Annotated in this window: 18 protein-coding genes and 1 other RNA gene; 10 read left to right on the top strand and 9 right to left on the bottom strand. The window is 67.0% G+C overall.

The window, feature by feature from the left end; genetic code table 11:
* Nucleotides 1-5: 5 nt before the first annotated feature.
* Nucleotides 6-1,169: an isovaleryl-CoA dehydrogenase gene (locus XcodCFBP4690_RS19840; RefSeq protein ID WP_104543745.1), complete on the bottom strand. Its 1,164-nt coding sequence runs from the start codon at nt 1,167-1,169 to the stop codon at nt 6-8.
* A 128-nt stretch (nt 1,170-1,297) separates the two neighbouring features.
* Between XcodCFBP4690_RS19840 and XcodCFBP4690_RS19835 the strand changes: the two genes are divergently transcribed.
* The 3 genes from XcodCFBP4690_RS19835 to XcodCFBP4690_RS19825 all read left to right on the top strand — a co-directional run bounded on the left by XcodCFBP4690_RS19835 (nt 1,298) and on the right by XcodCFBP4690_RS19825 (nt 2,900).
* Nucleotides 1,298-1,915 carry a TetR/AcrR family transcriptional regulator gene (locus tag XcodCFBP4690_RS19835; RefSeq protein ID WP_104543743.1) on the top strand — a complete coding sequence of 206 codons (618 nt, stop codon included), beginning with the start codon at nt 1,298-1,300 and terminating at the stop codon, nt 1,913-1,915.
* Between the two features lie 86 nt (nt 1,916-2,001).
* On the top strand, nt 2,002-2,376 hold the full coding sequence (locus XcodCFBP4690_RS19830; RefSeq protein WP_167394720.1) for a DNA-binding protein: 375 nt from the start codon (nt 2,002-2,004) through the stop codon (nt 2,374-2,376).
* The gene (locus XcodCFBP4690_RS19825; protein ID WP_104543741.1) at nt 2,373-2,900 is read left to right on the top strand and encodes an RES family NAD+ phosphorylase; all 528 of its coding nucleotides are present in this window, start codon (nt 2,373-2,375) and stop codon (nt 2,898-2,900) included. Before XcodCFBP4690_RS19830 ends, XcodCFBP4690_RS19825 begins: the two co-directional genes overlap by 4 nt.
* Before the next feature lie 202 nt (nt 2,901-3,102).
* Here the strand turns inward: XcodCFBP4690_RS19825 and XcodCFBP4690_RS19815 are convergent, their stop codons facing one another.
* From XcodCFBP4690_RS19815 to XcodCFBP4690_RS19800, 4 genes are read right to left on the bottom strand one after another with little or no spacing between them, the layout of a single operon-like run.
* The gene (locus XcodCFBP4690_RS19815; protein ID WP_104543737.1) at nt 3,103-3,438 is read right to left on the bottom strand and encodes a DUF3325 domain-containing protein; all 336 of its coding nucleotides are present in this window, start codon (nt 3,436-3,438) and stop codon (nt 3,103-3,105) included.
* Nucleotides 3,435-5,060: a PepSY-associated TM helix domain-containing protein gene (locus XcodCFBP4690_RS19810; protein ID WP_104543735.1), complete on the bottom strand. Its 1,626-nt coding sequence runs from the start codon at nt 5,058-5,060 to the stop codon at nt 3,435-3,437. Before XcodCFBP4690_RS19810 ends, XcodCFBP4690_RS19815 begins: the two co-directional genes overlap by 4 nt.
* Nucleotides 5,057-5,365 carry a DUF3649 domain-containing protein gene (locus XcodCFBP4690_RS19805; RefSeq protein WP_104543733.1) on the bottom strand — a complete coding sequence of 103 codons (309 nt, stop codon included), beginning with the start codon at nt 5,363-5,365 and terminating at the stop codon, nt 5,057-5,059. The genes XcodCFBP4690_RS19810 and XcodCFBP4690_RS19805 overlap by 4 nt, the downstream gene beginning before the upstream one ends.
* A gap of 22 nt (nt 5,366-5,387) precedes the next feature.
* Nucleotides 5,388-6,032, bottom strand: coding sequence for a DUF4198 domain-containing protein (locus XcodCFBP4690_RS19800; RefSeq protein WP_104543731.1), 645 nt, complete (start codon nt 6,030-6,032; stop codon nt 5,388-5,390).
* A 282-nt stretch (nt 6,033-6,314) separates the two neighbouring features.
* On the opposite strand from XcodCFBP4690_RS19800, the gene XcodCFBP4690_RS19795 reads away from it, so the two are divergent.
* The 3 genes from XcodCFBP4690_RS19795 to XcodCFBP4690_RS19785 all read left to right on the top strand — a co-directional run bounded on the left by XcodCFBP4690_RS19795 (nt 6,315) and on the right by XcodCFBP4690_RS19785 (nt 8,972).
* Complete coding sequence (locus tag XcodCFBP4690_RS19795; RefSeq protein WP_104543729.1) at nt 6,315-6,833, top strand: c-type cytochrome; 519 nt, start codon at nt 6,315-6,317, stop codon at nt 6,831-6,833.
* Nucleotides 6,834-6,894: 61 nt separating this feature from the next.
* Nucleotides 6,895-6,970: non-coding RNA, sX9 sRNA (locus tag XcodCFBP4690_RS19790), on the top strand.
* Nucleotides 6,971-7,253: 283 nt separating this feature from the next.
* Complete coding sequence (locus XcodCFBP4690_RS19785; RefSeq protein ID WP_104543727.1) at nt 7,254-8,972, top strand: ExeM/NucH family extracellular endonuclease; 1,719 nt, start codon at nt 7,254-7,256, stop codon at nt 8,970-8,972.
* Nucleotides 8,973-9,065: 93 nt separating this feature from the next.
* Here the strand turns inward: XcodCFBP4690_RS19785 and XcodCFBP4690_RS19780 are convergent, their stop codons facing one another.
* Nucleotides 9,066-9,452, bottom strand: coding sequence for a MerC domain-containing protein (locus XcodCFBP4690_RS19780; RefSeq protein WP_104543789.1), 387 nt, complete (start codon nt 9,450-9,452; stop codon nt 9,066-9,068).
* A gap of 61 nt (nt 9,453-9,513) precedes the next feature.
* Between XcodCFBP4690_RS19780 and XcodCFBP4690_RS19775 the strand changes: the two genes are divergently transcribed.
* Nucleotides 9,514-10,839 carry a GTP-binding protein gene (locus XcodCFBP4690_RS19775; protein WP_104543725.1) on the top strand — a complete coding sequence of 442 codons (1,326 nt, stop codon included), beginning with the start codon at nt 9,514-9,516 and terminating at the stop codon, nt 10,837-10,839.
* A 181-nt stretch (nt 10,840-11,020) separates the two neighbouring features.
* On the opposite strand, the gene xopR is transcribed toward XcodCFBP4690_RS19775, so the two are convergent.
* Together xopR and XcodCFBP4690_RS19765 are read right to left on the bottom strand one after the other, a co-directional pair.
* Nucleotides 11,021-12,277 (bottom strand): type III secretion system effector protein XopR, encoded by a 1,257-nt coding sequence (gene xopR, locus XcodCFBP4690_RS23300; RefSeq protein WP_104543723.1) that lies wholly within the window; start codon nt 12,275-12,277, stop codon nt 11,021-11,023.
* 93 nt (nt 12,278-12,370) lie between these two features.
* Nucleotides 12,371-13,246 carry an EamA family transporter gene (locus XcodCFBP4690_RS19765; RefSeq protein WP_167394719.1) on the bottom strand — a complete coding sequence of 292 codons (876 nt, stop codon included), beginning with the start codon at nt 13,244-13,246 and terminating at the stop codon, nt 12,371-12,373.
* A gap of 66 nt (nt 13,247-13,312) precedes the next feature.
* On the opposite strand from XcodCFBP4690_RS19765, the gene XcodCFBP4690_RS19760 reads away from it, so the two are divergent.
* From XcodCFBP4690_RS19760 to XcodCFBP4690_RS19750, 3 genes are all read left to right on the top strand, one after another.
* Nucleotides 13,313-13,975 carry an alpha/beta hydrolase gene (locus XcodCFBP4690_RS19760; RefSeq protein WP_104543719.1) on the top strand — a complete coding sequence of 221 codons (663 nt, stop codon included), beginning with the start codon at nt 13,313-13,315 and terminating at the stop codon, nt 13,973-13,975.
* Between the two features lie 78 nt (nt 13,976-14,053).
* Nucleotides 14,054-15,148, top strand: coding sequence for a cell division protein ZapE (gene zapE / locus XcodCFBP4690_RS19755; protein ID WP_104543717.1), 1,095 nt, complete (start codon nt 14,054-14,056; stop codon nt 15,146-15,148).
* Nucleotides 15,149-15,531: 383 nt separating this feature from the next.
* The gene (locus tag XcodCFBP4690_RS19750) at nt 15,532-15,993 is read left to right on the top strand and encodes a MarR family winged helix-turn-helix transcriptional regulator (protein WP_104543715.1); all 462 of its coding nucleotides are present in this window, start codon (nt 15,532-15,534) and stop codon (nt 15,991-15,993) included.
* Here XcodCFBP4690_RS19750 and XcodCFBP4690_RS19745 read toward each other — a convergent pair.
* Nucleotides 15,990-16,301, bottom strand: a 312-nt coding sequence (locus tag XcodCFBP4690_RS19745; RefSeq protein WP_146091983.1) for an integrase core domain-containing protein, incomplete at its 5' end; no start/stop codon positions are given. The two genes, XcodCFBP4690_RS19750 and XcodCFBP4690_RS19745, sit on opposite strands and share 4 nt — an antisense overlap.

The following is a 16,301-nucleotide window of genomic DNA, read 5'->3' as shown; positions in this document are numbered from 1 at the left end:
CTCCGTCAGGCGGTGCGTTCGAACAGCTCGCGGCCGATCAGCATGCGCCTGATCTCCGAGGTGCCCGCGCCAATCTCGTACAACTTGGCATCGCGCCACAAGCGCCCGGTGGGGTAATCGTTGATGTAGCCATTGCCGCCCAGCACCTGGATCGCCTGGCCGGTCAGCCAGGTGGCCTTTTCGGCGGCGTACAGGATCGCGCCGGCTGCGTCCTGGCGCGTGGTGCGCCCGGCATCGCAGGCGCGCGCCACCGCGTACACATAGGCGCGGCAGGCGTTGAGGCCCACGTACATGTCGGCCAGCTTGGCCTGCATCAACTGGAAGGTGCCGATCGGCTCGCCGAACTGCTTGCGCTCGTGCACGTACGGCAACACCACGTCCATGGCTGCGGCCATCAGCCCCAGTGGCCCGCCGGCCAGCACCACGCGTTCGAAATCCAGCCCGGACATCAGTACACGGACGCCGCCGTTGAGCGTGCCGAGCACGTTTTCCGCCGGCACTTCGCAATCGGTGAACACCAGCTCGCAGGTGTTGGAGCCGCGCATGCCCAGCTTGTCGAGCTTCTGTGCGGTGGAAAAGCCCGGCATGCCCTTTTCGACGATGAAGGCGGTGATGCCGCGTGCGCCGGCGTCCGGGTCGGTCTTGGCGTACACCACCAGCACATCGGCGTCGGGGCCGTTGGTGATCCACATCTTGTTGCCGTTGAGCACGAAGCGGTCGCCCCGCGCGTCGGCACGCAGCTTCATCGACACCACGTCCGAGCCGGAGCCGGCCTCGCTCATCGCCAGCGCGCCCACGTGCTCGCCGCTGCACAGCTTGGGCAGGTAGCGCTGCTTCTGTTCGTGGCTGGCGTTCTTGCGTAGCTGGTTCAGGCACAGATTGGAGTGTGCGCCATACGACAGCCCGATCGCGCCGCCAGCACGCGAAATCTCTTCCATCGCCACCACGTGCGCCAGATAGCCCATGCCGCTTCCGCCGTACTCTTCTTCGACGGTCAGGCCGAGCAGGCCTTGTTCGCCGAACAGGCGCCAGAGCTGGGCGGGGAACACGTTATCGTGGTCGGCTGCCGCGGCCAGCGGAGCGATATGGTGGCTGGCGAAGGCGGCGACGCTTTCGCGCAGCAGATCGATCTCTTCGCCAAGCTCGAAATTCAAGGACGGCACATGCATGCAGCAACTCCACAGGGATCGGGACGTGCCGGGTGGGAGCGGGCGGGCCGCGCGGCGGATGTGGGCAGCCTAGCGGTCTGCGACAAAAAAGTGAACTAAAATTCAACTATTGAACCCAGAATCACACCATGGCTTATCGACGCTCCGCCCTGATGGAAGAACGCCTGGCCGGCAATCGCGAACGCATCTTGCAGGCGGCGCGGGTGCTGATTGCCGAGGGCGGCTACCGCAATGCCCCGATCACGGCAGTGGCGGCCGCCGCCGGCGTTTCAACCGGGCAGATTTATCGGCATTTCCCGTCCAAAGCCGAGCTTTTCGTGGAAGTCTTGAACGCCGCCGTGCAGCGTGAGATGACCATCCTGCGCGCAATTGCCAGCACCCAGGCCCCAGCGAGCGAGCGCCTGCGCGGTGCCATCGCCACCTTCGTACGGCGCGCGCTGGCCGGGCCGGCACTGGCCTATGCCTTTATTGCCGAGCCGGTGGAAAGCGAGGTGGACGCCGAGCGTATCCGGGGTCGCCGCCTGTTCGGCGAGGTGTTTCGGCAGCTGCTGGCTGAAGGCGTGGCGGCCGGAGAATTTCCCGAACAGTCTCTGGATGCGGCGGCGGCCTGCATCGTCGGCGCCTTTACCGAAGCTCTGGTTGGGCCGATCGCGCCCAGTCGCGGCGACCCGCAGCAGGGAGAACAGCTGGTGGAAGCGATCTGCGGCTTCTGCTTGCGTGCAGTGGGGGCAAGTCAGCCGATCTGACACTGCACTGACCGGGCGCCACACTATGCTGGATGGATGCGCAGGACTGTGCATATACTGTGCACGTTCCCTGTCCGAGCACACCCATGGTCGCCGTCCTCAATCCCCTGTCCCTGACCGAGCGGTTGCGCGCGCCCGATCGCACGATCCTGTCGCCTTCGGCCATGGCCGGCCTGCTGGAGCTGTCGCAGCAGGAGTTGGCCGAGCTGGCCGGCGTACACCGCAACAGCCTGCGCGTGCATCCGGAAAGCCCGCGCGTGCAGGATCTGTTGCGCAACCTGTCGCGGTTGCTGGTGGCCATGGCGCAACTCCAGCCGGACGAGCGCCAGCTGGTCTTCCATCTGAAGAACACCCCGATCCCCGCATTCGAATTCGCCACCTTGCTCGAAGTGGTCAAGCAGGGCCGCACCGACGATGCGCTGACCTACCTGCGCACCGTGGCCGCCGGAGCGGCTGGTTGAAGCTGAGCGCCCCGGCGCACTGCACGCTGTATCGCGCCTTCACCCCGCGCTGGGCCGCCGAGCCGTTGAGTGGCGCCGGTGCTGCACGCTCGGGCGGGCGCTTCAGTCGCTTCGGCCAGCCGGCGCTGTACCTGTCGCTGCAGCTGGACACCGCAGCGGCCGAATATGCGCAGGCTGCGCCGTTCCTGCCGCCGTTTACGTTGGTCAGTTATGCCGCGCAGCTTCCGGCGCTGGCCGACCTGCGCCTGCTCGATGCCAGCTGGGACGCTCTGTGGGCCGACTGGACCGACGATTGGCGCAAGGCCCTGGTCAACAAGGTCGAACCGGTGAGCTGGGTGCTTGGCGACCTGCTGCGCGAGGCGCAGGTTCCCGGGGTGATCTTCCCCAGCATGGCATTGCCGGATGGCGTCAACGTGGCGCTGTTTCTGGACATGCTGCAGCCCGAACAGGTGCTGCGCGTGCTCGATGACGGCCGCCTACCACGCGATGGGCGCAGCTGGGGCGACCCGCCGACTGCGATGTAGCCGTTGCGCGTCGCATGCACCGCAGCTGCAGGTGCGTGCCGACGATCGCGTGTGGCATCTGCAGCTGCGCTGCGACCAGTACGCCGCAATCCAAGCTTGGACGATTGCCTGGCGTGTCCGTCCGCACAGCGAGGGCAAGCATGTACAGGCGTTGAGCATCCCGGCACAACGCCACCAAGGCCGTGACGCCATCGCGATGGGCTCAACCTGCCAGCAGCTGCGCCATGCCCGCTAGCACCGGCGCGATGAGTGCCGCCGGCAGGATCAGGCCACGCCGATACGGCAGCAGCCACAGTGCCAGCACGGCAGCGGCCGCGGTCAGGCTGCCCAGCCACAGCACCGGCCCGATGCCCCAGGCCTGCGCGTGTACGGCCAGGCCAAAGGTGAACAGCAACAGCAGCCAGCCCACCACCAGCAACTGACGCGTGCGCGCAGTGCCCAGGCCGCGACCACGCACCTCGTGCTGATGCTTCTCCATCGCCAGGCATAACGCGGCGAAGCCGGAAAAATTCAGCGCCAGCAACAGCAGCACGTTCATGCGCCCTCCTGCACCGGCACGCGGCTCTGCGGCGCAGGCGCGGCAGGCACCGCGGCCGCGCGGTGGCGGCGTGCAGCCGCCGATTGAGGCGCGGTCCAGTGCTGCAGCCGCCAGCCGGCGATGCCCAGGCAGAGGCCCAGCCCCAGGCACACCAGGTCCACCCCGGCCAGCATCCATTGGCCGGCCGGCAGCGTCACGCCCAGATGCACATCGGTGGTGATCGCGTTGAGCAGCGGCACCAGCGCAAACAAGGCGCCGCCCAGATACAGCTGCCAGCTCCACATCGCACGCCGCGGCCACACGAAGGCTGCCAGCAGCGCCGTCGCCCAGGCGGCGAAGAACACATGCGCCTCCATCGCCGCGCGCCCGTCCAGCGCCACCGGCAGCAGCCGGTTGGCCCAGAAGAAACTGGCGAAGGCGATCGGCAAGCCGGCCACGGTGCCGATGTTGAGCGCATCCACCAGGCGCAGGCCGAATCCTATCCGCCCGGCCTTCAGATGCTTGGGCCGTTCCTTCACCGCCCACATCACCACGCCGCTGGCCACCATCAGGCAGCCCAGCAGGCCGGAGCCGAAGAACAGCACGCGCAGCCATGGGCCGGCGAAGTGGGCGATATGCAGGCCCACCATCACCCCGCGCGTTTCGCTGGCACCACCGGGCGCTCCGCTGCGTTGCAGGGGTTGGCCAGTGATGCCGTCGTACAGGATGGAAGGCGCGTTGCTGGAGAGCCTGGCAGCGACCTGGCTGACGCCGACCGCGGCATGCGCATCGTTGGGCAGCGACACCGCCACGTTGCCGATCTGGGCACCGTGCAGGTCGCGGCGCGCACGCTCTGCGAACTGCTCCAGCGGCAGCAGGCGCGCCGGCGTGCCGGCCGCCTGCCGCGAGTCGGCCACGCGGTTGGCCGACTCGTCGTAGAAGCGCATTTCATCGCCTGCATAGCGGGCCTTGATGCCCCATGGCAGGTACATGAACATCAAGGTCACGATGCCGGTGTAGGTGATCATCGCGTGGTACGGCAGCGCGGTCACCGCGCTGACATTATGGAAATCCAGCCACGAGCGCAGGCCCTTGCCCGGGCGGAAGGTGAAGAAGTCCTTGAAGATCTTCTTGTGGGTGATCACGCCGCTGATGATGGCCACCAGCATGAACATCGCGCAGAACCCCACGATGTAGCGCGCCCACACGACCGGCACGTAATGCAGGTCGAAATGCAGCCGATAGAAAAATTCGCCGCCCAACGTGTCGCGCGCGGCGATTTCCTTTCCGGTGGCCGGGTCGATGTTGGCATTGCCGTACAGTTGCCGGCGTCCGGCAGGTTTGCCGTCGGCGGGCGCGGGATTCTGCCAGTACATGCTGACCACCGGCGTGCGTGCATCCGGCAAGCTGATGTTCCAGCTCAGCGCATCGGCCGCATGGGTCTGCAAGTACTGCTCGGCGCTGCGCAGCGCGGTGGCCGTGCTCACCGTGGTGGTGGGCAGCTCCGGGCGCATCCAGCGGCTGACTTCGTCGCGGTAATAGCTGGCGGTGCCGCCCATGAAGATCAGCAGCAGCACCCACCCGACCAGCAGGCCGGTCCAGGTGTGCAGCCAGGCCATCGACTGGCGGAACCCCTGCTTCATGCCGCGCCTCGTTGCAGCCACGCGGCCAGCGCGAACAGCAGCGCCGCCGGCACCGCGATGCCGGCCCAGGCGCGCCAGAGGCTGGCGGTGGAAAATGCCCACAGCGGCGCGCAGGCGCACACCACGATGCCGAGCAGCATGCTGGTCAACACCGCCTCGCTGCGCGGCATCGGCAGTACCAGCGCCAGCACCAGATTGGTGGCGCTGGCCAGCGCATAGCCGCCGAAGATGGCGGCCAGGGTGCGCGACAGCACGCCCAGCCAGGGGCGTTTGAACCAGGCCAGCGGTCGGGCGGCGGTCGTCATGCGGGGAACGGCGTGGCAGCCGTTACTCGGCCTGGAAGGTCAGCGTGCTGATGTGGTGCACCAGCGTGACCTGCTTGCCGGCGATCTCGCGCTTGACCGGTTCCTTGGTGTTGACCACCAGGATGTGGCGGCCGGGGCGCAGCGTCGGCAGGGTGACCTGGCCCTTGGCATCGGAGGTCAGCGTCTTCTGCCACTTCTGCGGGTCGATCACGGTGACTTCGGCCTTGGGCAGCGGCTTGTTGCGGTACATCACGGTGAGCGTGTTGCCGTTGGCAGTGGTGGGAACCAGTTCCAGATCCAGCTTGGCCGAGGTGGTGGCGCGTCCGGCACGTGCGTAATAACTCACGGTCTCGAAGCCACCGGCTTCGCCCTTCCACGGTTCGAACACGCTGTCGTCGCTGAGCCAGGCATCGCCGCTGCCGGACAACGGCGCGGTCAGGAACTCGCTGCCGCGCTGCAGGGCGCCGGCCTTGCCGGCGGTGCCGAACACGCTCGGCTTGACCACGCGCTTGATCTCGTCATGGCCGTGGTCGAGGGTTTCCTGCGCCGGCTCGCCGAAGTAGATGCGTACCGGGCCGCTGCCATCGCGCTCGATCCAGATTTCGTGGGCCTGGGCGGACAGACTGATGCTGGCCAAAGCCAGGCAGGACAGCAGGAAGGACTTCATGGCGGCGACTCCTCAAGGGCGGGACCGGCGAGGCGAGATCCGCGCCGCCGAGTGTTGTTGGGAATGATACGCAATTCCCACAATGCAGACCAATGCGCGTATGCGGCGTTGCGGCAATTCTCCAGCGGGCGCGAGCGTGGATGCCGACAGCAGCGCCAGCCCACCGGGGGTGCAGCGCACATCGGAGGCGAAACTGTCATGCACGCTGGTCAGACTGGCCTGAACTGTGCTCTATACTCCGGCGCTAGCAGAGGTCTTCGACCAACAGCCAGGGGTGAGCGCGTGCGGAATTACGACCTCGAGTTCCTGAAAAAATTCTCGATGGTGATCGGTTTACTGGTGGTGATCACCCTGGGGCTGATCGCCCTGGCAGCTTATTTGCAACGTGCCATTCCCGACGAGGTCTCACCCACTGCCGCCAAACGCGTGCAGCAACGCATCGCGCCGGCCGGCGCCGTCTACGCGGGCACCACCGGTGCGGCCGCGCAGGCCGCAGCGCAGGCCGCAGCGCTGGCCAAGGCGGCGTCGCAGTCCGCCTACGGCGGCACCACCGACGGCAAGACCATCTACGACAACCTCTGCACCGCCTGTCACACCACCGGTGTGGGCAAGGCACCGACGCTGGACCACGCGCACTGGGATGCGCGCATCGCCCAGGGCAAGGACACCTTGTACAAGCACGCGATCGAGGGCTACACCGGCCCGGATGGCGGCATCATGCCGCCCAAGGGCGGCAACCCGGCGCTGACCGAAGAGCAGGTGCGTGCCACCGTCGACTGGATGCTGGGCAATCTGAAGTAAGAGCAGCTAGCAAAACGACTGCGCGGCCGCCAGGCGGGCGCGGTCGGTGCTCGGAATCGGCATGTACCACTCGTACACTGCGGTTCCTCCGCGCCGTCCGCACCCAGCTGACGACCGCTCGCTACGTTTTGTTGGCCGCTCTAAGCCCCCGGCCGGCGGGGAGCCTGGGGAACAGGGCTGCAGTTGCGCTGCATTGCCTGGCCGAGCGGCCTGGCTGTTGTTCGCCAGAGCGGGCGTGGTGATCGCAGACGGTGGTGCAGGCTCGAGCGACCAGGCGCGACGCCGTTGCCTCGCGCTCGTGTGGAGATTCCGCCTGGCGTCACTTCATCGCGGTTTGCTAGCCTGTTTCCGCGCTTTCGTTGTCACGCGCCGCCTTTCGGGCGGCGTTTGTATTTAGTCCACCCTTGATGGAGTCGTTCGATGTCGCCTCGCCCGCTGGTTGTGCTCGGTCTGGTCGGTCTACTGGCTCCACTGCTGTGCAGCGCCGCCGATGGCGCCGCGCAGCGGCTCTCGATCGCCGACGTGCAGGGCGAAGACAGCCGCAGCCCGTACGACGGCCGCGTGGTGGAGGTGGAGGGCATCGTCACTGCCGATACGCGCGTCGGGTTGGCTGGCCTGTTCGTGCAGCAGCCCGGCTTCGAGCCGCGGCGCTCGCATGGGCTGTTCGTCACCGGCGCCGGCGATGCGCAGGTGAGTGTGGGCGATCGCGTGCGCATCGTCGGCACGGTGCGCGAAGTGTCGGCCGGTGATCAGGCCAGCCTGACCAGCATGGACGCCAGCAGCATCGAGCGGCTCGCCAGTGGCCAGCCGGTGCCGGTGCGCATGCTCAGCGGGCCACCCGCCAACTGGGAGGCGCTGGAAGGCGAGCATGTGCGCATCGCGGCGCTGACGCTCAACGGCAGCGACCGGCTGGACACCTACGGTGAACTGATTGCCGGCTTCGGCGGGCGGTTGTGGCAGCCGACCGAGCTGGCCGCGGCTGGCACGCCGGCGTTCGCCCAGGTGGAGGCGGACAACGCGCGTCGCCGGGTGTTGCTGGACGACGCCCGCAACGGACGCAACCCCAGGACGGTGTCCTACCTGCCCGCCGATGCGGTGCTGCGTAGCGGCAGCCTGCTCAAATCGGTCGATGGCATCGTCGATCAGCGCTACGACGGGCAGTACCGCATCCAGGTGCTGGCTCCGCTGACCCTGCCGGCCATGCCGGCCGCGGTGGCGCCGCAGGTGGGCGGGGATCTGCGCATCGCCTCGTTCAACCTGGAGAACTTCTTCAACGGCAATGGCCGCGGCGGCGGTTTCCCGACCAAGCGCGGCGCCCGCACGCCCGAGCAGTTCCAGGCGCAGCTGACCAAGCTGGTCGCCACCATCGTGCCGTTGCGCGCCGATGTGGCCGCGTTGATGGAGCTGGAAAACGATGGCAACGACGGCGACACCGCGGTGGCGCAACTGGTGGCTGCGCTCAACGCCGCCGGTACCGACAAGGATTGGCGCTTCGTCGATACCGGCAGTGGCCCCGGCGACGATGCGATCCGGGTCGGCATCATCTACCGCAGCAGCCAGCTCACCCCGGTCGGCAAGCCGGCCACGCTGACCGGCGGACCGTTCGATGGCCATAGCCGGGTCCCGCTGGCGCAAGCATTTCACAGCACCCGCGGGGCGACGTTCGTGGTGGTCGCCAATCACTTCAAATCCAAGGGCTGCGGCAACGCCAGCGGCGCCGACGCCGACCAGCACGACGGCCAGGCCTGCTGGAACGCCACCCGCACCGAATCGGCCAAGCGCCTGCACCAATGGCTGCAAACCGACCCCACTGGCGCGCAGACCAAGCTGGCAGTGCTGTTGGGCGACTTCAATGCGTATGCGATGGAAACGCCGATGCGCAGCCTGCGCGCCAGCGGCTGGCAGGACGCGTTTGCAGTGGCCGGGGTGAAGCAGCCCTACAGCTACGTCTACGACGGTATGAGCGGGCGCCTGGACCATGCCTTGCTCAGCCCGGCAATGGCCAAGCAGCTGCGTGGCGCGGTCGAATGGCATGTCAACGCCGATGCGATGGACGACGCCGGCTATGCCAAGCGCAACCTGCCCGGCCCGTGGCGCAGCTCCGATCACGATCCGGTGCTGCTGGGATTCTCGCTGTAGTCGGTGGGTCGGTGCGGGCGCCTGTGTAGGTGCTGCTCTTCGCATACGACCGCGCAGGTGCCGATGGCCGCCTGATCGATCGCGCTGCCCTGCTCACGCAGCGCAGCTGCCACGGCGACGGCGCAGCCGCAGGTTGAGCACGTGCGCGCTGGCCAACAGCAGGCTGGCGGTCACCGTGATCGGTGTTTCCAGCCGTTCGCCAGCGAGGCCGCTGGCGCCCAGCACCAGGCCGGTCAGCCCGCAGCCGGCCAAGGCCCATACCGCGGTCGGTAGCGCATGGCGCCGATGCGTGCTCCATAGCGCGTAGCCGCTGAGGGGCACGGCGACCGTCGCAAAGATCACGTGCACCCACTCGGCCTGATTCCAGGCCCCCAGCAGCGGAAGAGCCGCTGCCAGCAGGGGCAGCGCAAGGCAGTGCAGCAGGCACAGGCTGGACAGCGCGATGGCCGAGCTGTCGAAGAAGGAAGTGGGGGCCCGCATGGCATCGGTCTCGGCGATCAAGTGTTATATAGTAACACTTCATTTCCCCGAGGTTGTCCGGATGTCATCGTCCTCCGTCCGCGATTCGCGTCTTCCCGTCACTGTGCTGTCCGGCTTTCTGGGTGCCGGCAAGACCACCTTGCTCAACCGCATCCTGCACAACCGCCACGGGTTGCGGGTGGCGGTGATCGTCAACGACATGAGCGAAATCAATATCGACGCGCAGCTGGTGCGCGACGGTGGGGCGGCCCTGCGCCGCACCGAAGAGACGTTGGTGGAATTCAGCAATGGCTGCATCTGCTGCACGCTGCGCGACGATCTGCTGCAGGAGGTGCGACGCCTGGCCGAGCATGGCCGCTACGACTACCTGCTGATCGAATCGACCGGCATCGCCGAGCCGATGCCGGTGGCGGCCACCTTTGCGGTGCGTGATGCCGACGGCTTCAGCCTGTCGGACGTCGCCCGCCTGGACACCATGGTGACCGTGGTCGATGGCAGCGGCTTCCTGCGCGATTTCGGTTCGGCGTCCACGCTCGCCGAGCTGGGCCAGCAAGCCGGCCCGGACGACACGCGTGGGCTGGTGCAACTGCTGGGCGAGCAGGTGGAATTTGCCGACGTGCTGGTGATCAGCAAGTGCGACCGTATCGATGCGGCGCAGCGCCAACGCCTGCGCGCGGTGCTGCGTGCGCTCAACCGCGAGGCGCAGATCGTGGAGGCGGCCCATGGCGAGGTGCCGCTGCACCACCTGCTCGATACCGGCAGGTTCGACTTCACCCGCGCGCAGCTGGCGCCGGGCTGGATGCAGGAACTGCGCGGCCAGCACACCCCGGAAACCGAGCAATACGGCATCAGCAGTTTCGTGTATCGCGCACGCCGGCCGTTCCACCCGCAGCGCTTCGCGCGCGTGGTGCACAGCGGTCTGCCGCAGGTGATTCGCAGCAAGGGCTTTTTCTGGCTGGCCAGCCGCATGGATTGGGTCGGCGAGCTGTCCAGCGTGGGCGGCGCCACCCAGACCAATGCGGCTGGGTTCTGGTTTGCCGCGCGCCACCGCGTGGATGCGCACCTGCAGGGTCAGCCGGTGGCGATCGGCATGACGCCGTTGCCGTATACCGATATCGGCTGGCAGCGGCAGCAGATCCGGTGCTGGACCGCACCGCTGCCGCAGCCGCATGAAGTCGGCGATGCCAGCGAGTACGCCGCCATGCAGCGGCTGTGGCACCCGCTGTGGGGCGATCGCCGCCAGGAACTGGCGGTGATCGGCGTGGAGATGGATGCGCCACGCACGCGCGCGGCGCTGGATGCCTGCCTGCTCAGCGACCAGGAATTGCGCCAGGGCCCGGCGCACTGGCAACTGCTGGACGACCCGTTTCCGCACTGGCAGCGTTGATGGCGGTGCGGATCATGCCGCGGACAGCCGTTCGCTCCTGTTTCCGACGTTGTTTGCCGCAGGACTGCATCTGCATCCGCATCTGCAGCGCGGGCTGCGGATGCGTCGCCAGGTGCTGGCGCCGCATGACTTGCCTGTGGCCGCCATGCAGGGCGCCCTTCACACAGCGCTGTGCGGATCGTCAGTAGTAACCGTTGTCGAGTGCCTCCTGGTGGGCATCTCTTTCTTCTTCGAGGGACCGTCGACGCTCGTCGGCAGTGGTGGGGATGCTGGCCATCAGGCGCGGCGCTCCCAAGCGTTCCAACTGATCGTCGGTGCTCCTGACGATCTGTTCCAACGCAAGCATGTTCTGGTAGCCCTGCATCATGCGTTGCAGGCGTCGTACCTGGTCTTTGGGTGCGTTGCTTTGCTTCAGCGACTCCAGGCGCCGCTCCGCGCGTGCGTAGTTTCTGGCCAGGGCGTCGGCGTCGACAAGCTTGCTCCGTGCCTTGAGCACTTCACGCCGGTTGTGCTGCATGACGTCCATCTGGACGATGGCCAGGCCGCTGGTGGTGGTCTGCGGTGCGCAGATGTCTTCCATTGGTGCCAGTGCGACCAGTAGCGCTTCCAGCTGACTATCGCGGACCTCGTTGCGCAGGGCGATCAGGGCCGCACGTGTCTTGAGCAGTTGCTGCTCCTCGGGAGTTGCCTCGCGGTCCTCCATAAACAGCTGCTTTTGAATATCGCTGCACTGCCTGGTGATCTCCTCCAGTTCCCGATTCAGGCTGCGCAACGAGGGACGCCGTCCGAGCCGTGGATCCGGGGATGACTCCGACGACTGCGAGGGCTTGGACGTGATCGGCACCGAATGCGATGCCGGCTTGCCGTGCTGCAATGGCTGGTCCTCGTCCCGGCGCATTCTTTCGGGGATGGGAGGGGGCATTCTCCGATCGACGGGGCGTTGTGGCCCCTGCGGTTGCTGCGCACGCACGGGCTGGGGCGGAACCCATGCCCCCTGCCTTGCGGGCGGCGCCTGCCGCGGTTGCGGTTGCGGTTGCGGTCGCTGCGCATGCGCATGCGCATGCGCATGATCCGTTCTGTCCGGCATGGACGACTGGCGATACTGATCGACGCGTGCTTGCCGCCCGTGCATCTGCTGCGTGCGACCGGGCGTCACCGCTGGCGTGTGCGCAGGTGGGCTGTCCACTGCTTCAAGGGTTGGAGAGCCCATGCACGTCAACGGCAGTTGCTTGCGCAACGATGCCAGCGATCTGCGCGCGGAGGCGAGCATGCCGCGATGGGATGTCGACGCGCCCTGTGCTGCCGTGGGCTTGGGGGCATGAGACAGCGGGTGCTGTGGTGAGGCGGTTGGAATTAACGGCGTCGTATCGGTCGAGTGGGGGCTGTGCGGTTCCGGCGCGACGCGATGGCGGCTGCTGAATAGCGGAATAAAGCGCATCACACTCTCCCATGGCTCGCCTCCATGGTAGGCATCGCTGCCTATCCCTCAAGGCGAGTCGCGAATCGGAGTCGCGCCGACCGAATGTCTTCGTCAGCCCAAACGCATCCCCCAGGCGATCGCAGCGATTGCCGGGGCCGCCAGCAACAGCCCCACCCATCCGCGGTGGCCGATGCGCTCGCCGAACCCGAGTTTGCCGACGAGCGCTCCCAGGATGACCACACCCAGATTCATGCTGGCGAAGACGGTGGCCGGGCTATGCGGCAGCAGCTGGTGGGCGCGCACGTAACACAGGATATTGCCGAAATTGAGCGCGCCAAGGAGCACGCCGGCGAGCAGGTTGCGAAAGCCCCAATGCGCAGCACCGCCCCTGCGGATGCCTTGCAAGCCAAGCATCAGCAAGCATGCCAGGGCAAAGCACAGCGTCAATGACGTCAACGACGGCGTACCGGCCTGCGCGATGTGCTTGAGCAGCAGATCGATCAGGGCAAAGCCCAGCCACACTCCCGCCAGCCATGGCCAGCCGATCGAGGCCGGCGCTGCATCCGCACCGGCGTCGTGACGTGGCCGGTGCAGGATGCAGACGATGGCCAGCAGACCCAGCCCCAGCCCCGCCAGCTTCCAGGCATTGACCGGTTCGCCGAAGAGCGTGAAGGCCGCCGCCAGCGAGAGCAAGAGCGACAGTCGTTGTGCGATGTCGGCACGTACGATGCCGGCGGTGGCGACCGCGCGTGCCAGCAGCATGAAGACCGAAGGCAATGCCACCGCCAATGCGACCAGTGCCAGCCAGGGCGTGGTCGGCGCGCGCAGCGCGTCCAGTGACGGATGCAGGGTCAGCCACGCCAGCAGCGCGGCGGTGGCGTAATTCCAGGTGATCGCCTGCGCCGCGTCCAGGCGATAACGCGGCAGCAGCTTGAGAACCACCGACACCAGGACACTGCAGACAACGGCAAACAGCAGAAAATGCATGGGCAACGCAACGAAGTGTGCAGGCAGGGCGATGAACGCGGCCGGCGGGGCGGCTATTATGACGGCATGTCCAATCCCCCATTCCCCACCGAATCGGCTGCGTTGACGCTGGACGGCCCGGTCGGCCCGCTCGATGTCGCCGTCGATCTGCCCGAGACCGATGTCACCGCGCAACCGGTCACCGCCATCGTCTGCCATCCGCTCTCCACCGAGGGCGGCAGCATGCACAACAAGGTCGTCACCATGGCCGCGCGCGCGCTGCGCGAGCTCGGCATCACCGTGGTGCGCTTCAACTTCCGCAGCGTCGGCAATTCTGCCGGCACGTTCGACCATGGCGAAGGCGAGCAGGACGATCTGCGCGCGGTGGCCGAGTGGGTGCGTGCGCAGCGGCCCGGCGACACACTGTGGCTGGCCGGTTTCAGCTTCGGTGCATATGTGTCGCTGCGCGCGGCCGGCGCGTTGGCGCCGCAGGCGCTGATCTCGATCGCACCGCCGGCCGGGCGCTGGGATTTCAGCGACATGCAGCCGCCGGCACAGTGGCTGGTGATCCAGGGCGATGCCGACGAGATCGTCGATCCGCAGGCGGTGTACGACTGGCTGGAAACGCTGGAACAGCAGCCCGAGCTGGTGCGCATGCCCGACACCAGCCACTTCTTCCACCGCAAATTGATCGACCTGCGCGGTGCGATCCAGCATGGTGTCCGGCGCTGGTTGCCGGCCGCTGTCTGACCGCGGCACGGCCCATGCGCATCGCCTGCCGATGCGCCGTTGAGCGGGCATGGCAGCTGCCGTCCGCGGAGAACCGCAATGAGTGAAATGACCCCGTCGCAGCGTTACGCCGCCGGCGTACGACGTGGCGACTGGCGCGCCGACCCCGCCCAGCAGGCGGCCCTGGCGGAACTGGACCGCATCCACGAGGCGCTGCTGGACAGCGCGCAGGACGGCTGGCTGGACCGGCTGTCGGCCTTCTGGAAAAAGCCCGAGCCGGTGCGTGGCCTGTATTTCTGGGGTGGAGTGGGGCGCGGCAAGACCTTCCTGGTGGACCTGTTCTACGACGGCCTGCCGATCAAGCAGAAGTACCGCACGCATTTCCACCGTTTCATGCGCGGCGTACACGAGCAGTTGCGCGAGCACGCCGGGCAGAGCGACCCGCTGGCCCGGATTGCCCAGCAATGGCGCGAGAACCTGCGCGTGCTGGTGCTGGACGAGTTCTTCGTCACCGATATCGGCGATGCGATGTTGCTGGCACGGTTGCTGGAACGCCTGTTCGCCGAAGGCGTGACGCTGGTGACCACCTCCAATACCGCGCCGGAAAATCTCTACGCCAACGGCCTGCAGCGCGACAGCTTCCTGCCGGCAATCGGCTTGCTACAGAAATTCTGCGTAGAGCTCTACGCCGAGGGCACCGAGGATTACCGCATGCGCGCGCTGACGCGCTCGCCGGTGTACCGCGCGCCGCTGGATGCGCAGGCCGATCACTGGCTATTGCAGCGCTGGAGCGAGCTGAGCGGCAATGGCGAGCCACGCGCGGGCAATATCGAGATCGAAGCGCGCAAGATCCCGGTGCGTGCGCGCGGCAAGAGCATTGCCTGGTTCGATTTCGTCGCGCTGTGCGAAGGCCCGCGCGGGCCGGCCGACTACATCGAGATCGCACGCGAGTTCACCACGGTGCTGTTGGGCGGCATTCCGCACTTCGACCGCATGAACGAAGATGCCGCGCGCCGCTTCGTCAACCTGATCGACGAGTTGTACGACCGCCACGTCAACCTGGTCTGCACCGCGCAGGACGCTCCGCCGGGTCTGTACAGCGGCCAGCGTCTGGCCGGTGCCTTCGAGCGCACCGCCTCGCGCCTGATCGAGATGCAGAGCGCGGAGTATCTGGCCACCGCGCACCGGGCGTAAGCGGCGTTCGAGCTGGCGGCTGCGGTCTCGTGGTCGCACCGCCTGGTTTGCGGCGTTCGGTGCATTGGCCGAGGCCGGGAGCCGCCCGGTCGGCCAGGACATCGGCAGGCGTGGCCGGCTTCGGCTGCGACGACGCACCTGCGTGAGGGCGTTGCGTCGGGCAGCGAGCGGGCCGCCGCGACAGGCGGCCGCAACCTGGGCATTGCACCATCGTTGACTGCATGCCCGGCATGGCCCAAGGCGACCGATGTAAATCTGCTGCACCCATCGCAATAACGCACCGTGGCCTATGGTCCAGGGATGACGAATCCGGCGGGCCTTCCGATCAGGTCCCAGTCAAAAAGTCGCTTGCAATTAAATAGCGCGCTATGTAAATTGCAGCCATGGACACCGCACCCACCAAGACCGCCCGCACCGACGCACTGCTGCAGCTCGACCATCAGCTGTGCTTTGCGCTGTATTCGGCCAACCTGGCGATGCACAAGCTCTATCGCGGGCTGCTCAAGGCGCTCGATCTCACCTATCCGCAGTACCTGGTGATGCTGGTGCTGTGGGAGACCGACGGCCGCAGCGTGTCGGAGATCGGCGAGCGGCTGTATCTGGATTCGGCCACGCTGACGCCCTTGCTCAAGCGGCTGCAGGCCGCCGGCCTGGTGACGCGCACCCGTGCGGCCAGCGACGAACGCCAGGTCATCATTGCGCTGACCGACGCTGGACGCGCGCTGCGCAGCAAGGCCGGCGGCGTGCCCGAGCAGGTGCTCTGCGCCTCGGCCTGCTCGCTGGACGAATTGCGCCAACTCAAGCACGACCTGGAAAAGCTCCGCACCGGCCTTGGCACGGCCTAGCTGTGTAAACCCACCACGTTGTTCAGTGGAATGTGGATGCGGGAGATGGGTGGGCGTTTTCCGAGACTGGCATGGGGCCGATGCCAGTTGTAGTGATGGAGCCAGGGCAATAGGTGCGCGGCACGTTGCTCGGAGTTGTCGTAGCGGTGGGCATAAGCCCACTCGCGCAATGCCGTCTGGATGAGGCGTTCTGCCTTGCCGTTGGTGCGTGGGGTATAGGGACGGGTGCGGTAGTGCCTGAGGTTGAGGCGCCGGATGGTGCGGGCGAAGGCCTTGGAGCGATAGCAGGCGCCGTTGTCGGTCAACAC

Source organism: Xanthomonas codiaei, from assembly GCF_002939785.1.
Taxonomy (GTDB): Bacteria; Pseudomonadota; Gammaproteobacteria; order Xanthomonadales; family Xanthomonadaceae; genus Xanthomonas; species Xanthomonas codiaei.
Note: the sequence above shows the minus strand (reverse complement) of the source record. Positions and strands in the feature narration are given on the sequence as shown.

What these genes read in the sequence shown, in the direction of transcription:
- XcodCFBP4690_RS19840 (WP_104543745.1), bottom strand. Translation starts at nt 1,169, where the DNA reads ATGCATGTGCCGTCCTTGAATTTCGAGCTTGGCGAAGAGATCGATCTG.
- XcodCFBP4690_RS19835 (WP_104543743.1), top strand. Translation starts at nt 1,298, where the DNA reads ATGGCTTATCGACGCTCCGCCCTGATGGAAGAACGCCTGGCCGGCAAT.
- XcodCFBP4690_RS19830 (WP_167394720.1), top strand. Translation starts at nt 2,002, where the DNA reads ATGGTCGCCGTCCTCAATCCCCTGTCCCTGACCGAGCGGTTGCGCGCG.
- XcodCFBP4690_RS19815 (WP_104543737.1), bottom strand. Translation starts at nt 3,438, where the DNA reads ATGAACGTGCTGCTGTTGCTGGCGCTGAATTTTTCCGGCTTCGCCGCG.
- XcodCFBP4690_RS19810 (WP_104543735.1), bottom strand. Translation starts at nt 5,060, where the DNA reads ATGAAGCAGGGGTTCCGCCAGTCGATGGCCTGGCTGCACACCTGGACC.
- XcodCFBP4690_RS19805 (WP_104543733.1), bottom strand. Translation starts at nt 5,365, where the DNA reads ATGACGACCGCCGCCCGACCGCTGGCCTGGTTCAAACGCCCCTGGCTG.
- XcodCFBP4690_RS19800 (WP_104543731.1), bottom strand. Translation starts at nt 6,032, where the DNA reads ATGAAGTCCTTCCTGCTGTCCTGCCTGGCTTTGGCCAGCATCAGTCTG.
- XcodCFBP4690_RS19785 (WP_104543727.1), top strand. Translation starts at nt 7,254, where the DNA reads ATGTCGCCTCGCCCGCTGGTTGTGCTCGGTCTGGTCGGTCTACTGGCT.
- XcodCFBP4690_RS19780 (WP_104543789.1), bottom strand. Translation starts at nt 9,452, where the DNA reads ATGCGGGCCCCCACTTCCTTCTTCGACAGCTCGGCCATCGCGCTGTCC.
- XcodCFBP4690_RS19775 (WP_104543725.1), top strand. Translation starts at nt 9,514, where the DNA reads ATGTCATCGTCCTCCGTCCGCGATTCGCGTCTTCCCGTCACTGTGCTG.
- xopR (WP_104543723.1), bottom strand. Translation starts at nt 12,277, where the DNA reads ATGCGCTTTATTCCGCTATTCAGCAGCCGCCATCGCGTCGCGCCGGAA.
- XcodCFBP4690_RS19765 (WP_167394719.1), bottom strand. Translation starts at nt 13,246, where the DNA reads ATGCATTTTCTGCTGTTTGCCGTTGTCTGCAGTGTCCTGGTGTCGGTG.
- XcodCFBP4690_RS19760 (WP_104543719.1), top strand. Translation starts at nt 13,313, where the DNA reads ATGTCCAATCCCCCATTCCCCACCGAATCGGCTGCGTTGACGCTGGAC.
- zapE (WP_104543717.1), top strand. Translation starts at nt 14,054, where the DNA reads ATGAGTGAAATGACCCCGTCGCAGCGTTACGCCGCCGGCGTACGACGT.
- XcodCFBP4690_RS19750 (WP_104543715.1), top strand. Translation starts at nt 15,532, where the DNA reads ATGGACACCGCACCCACCAAGACCGCCCGCACCGACGCACTGCTGCAG.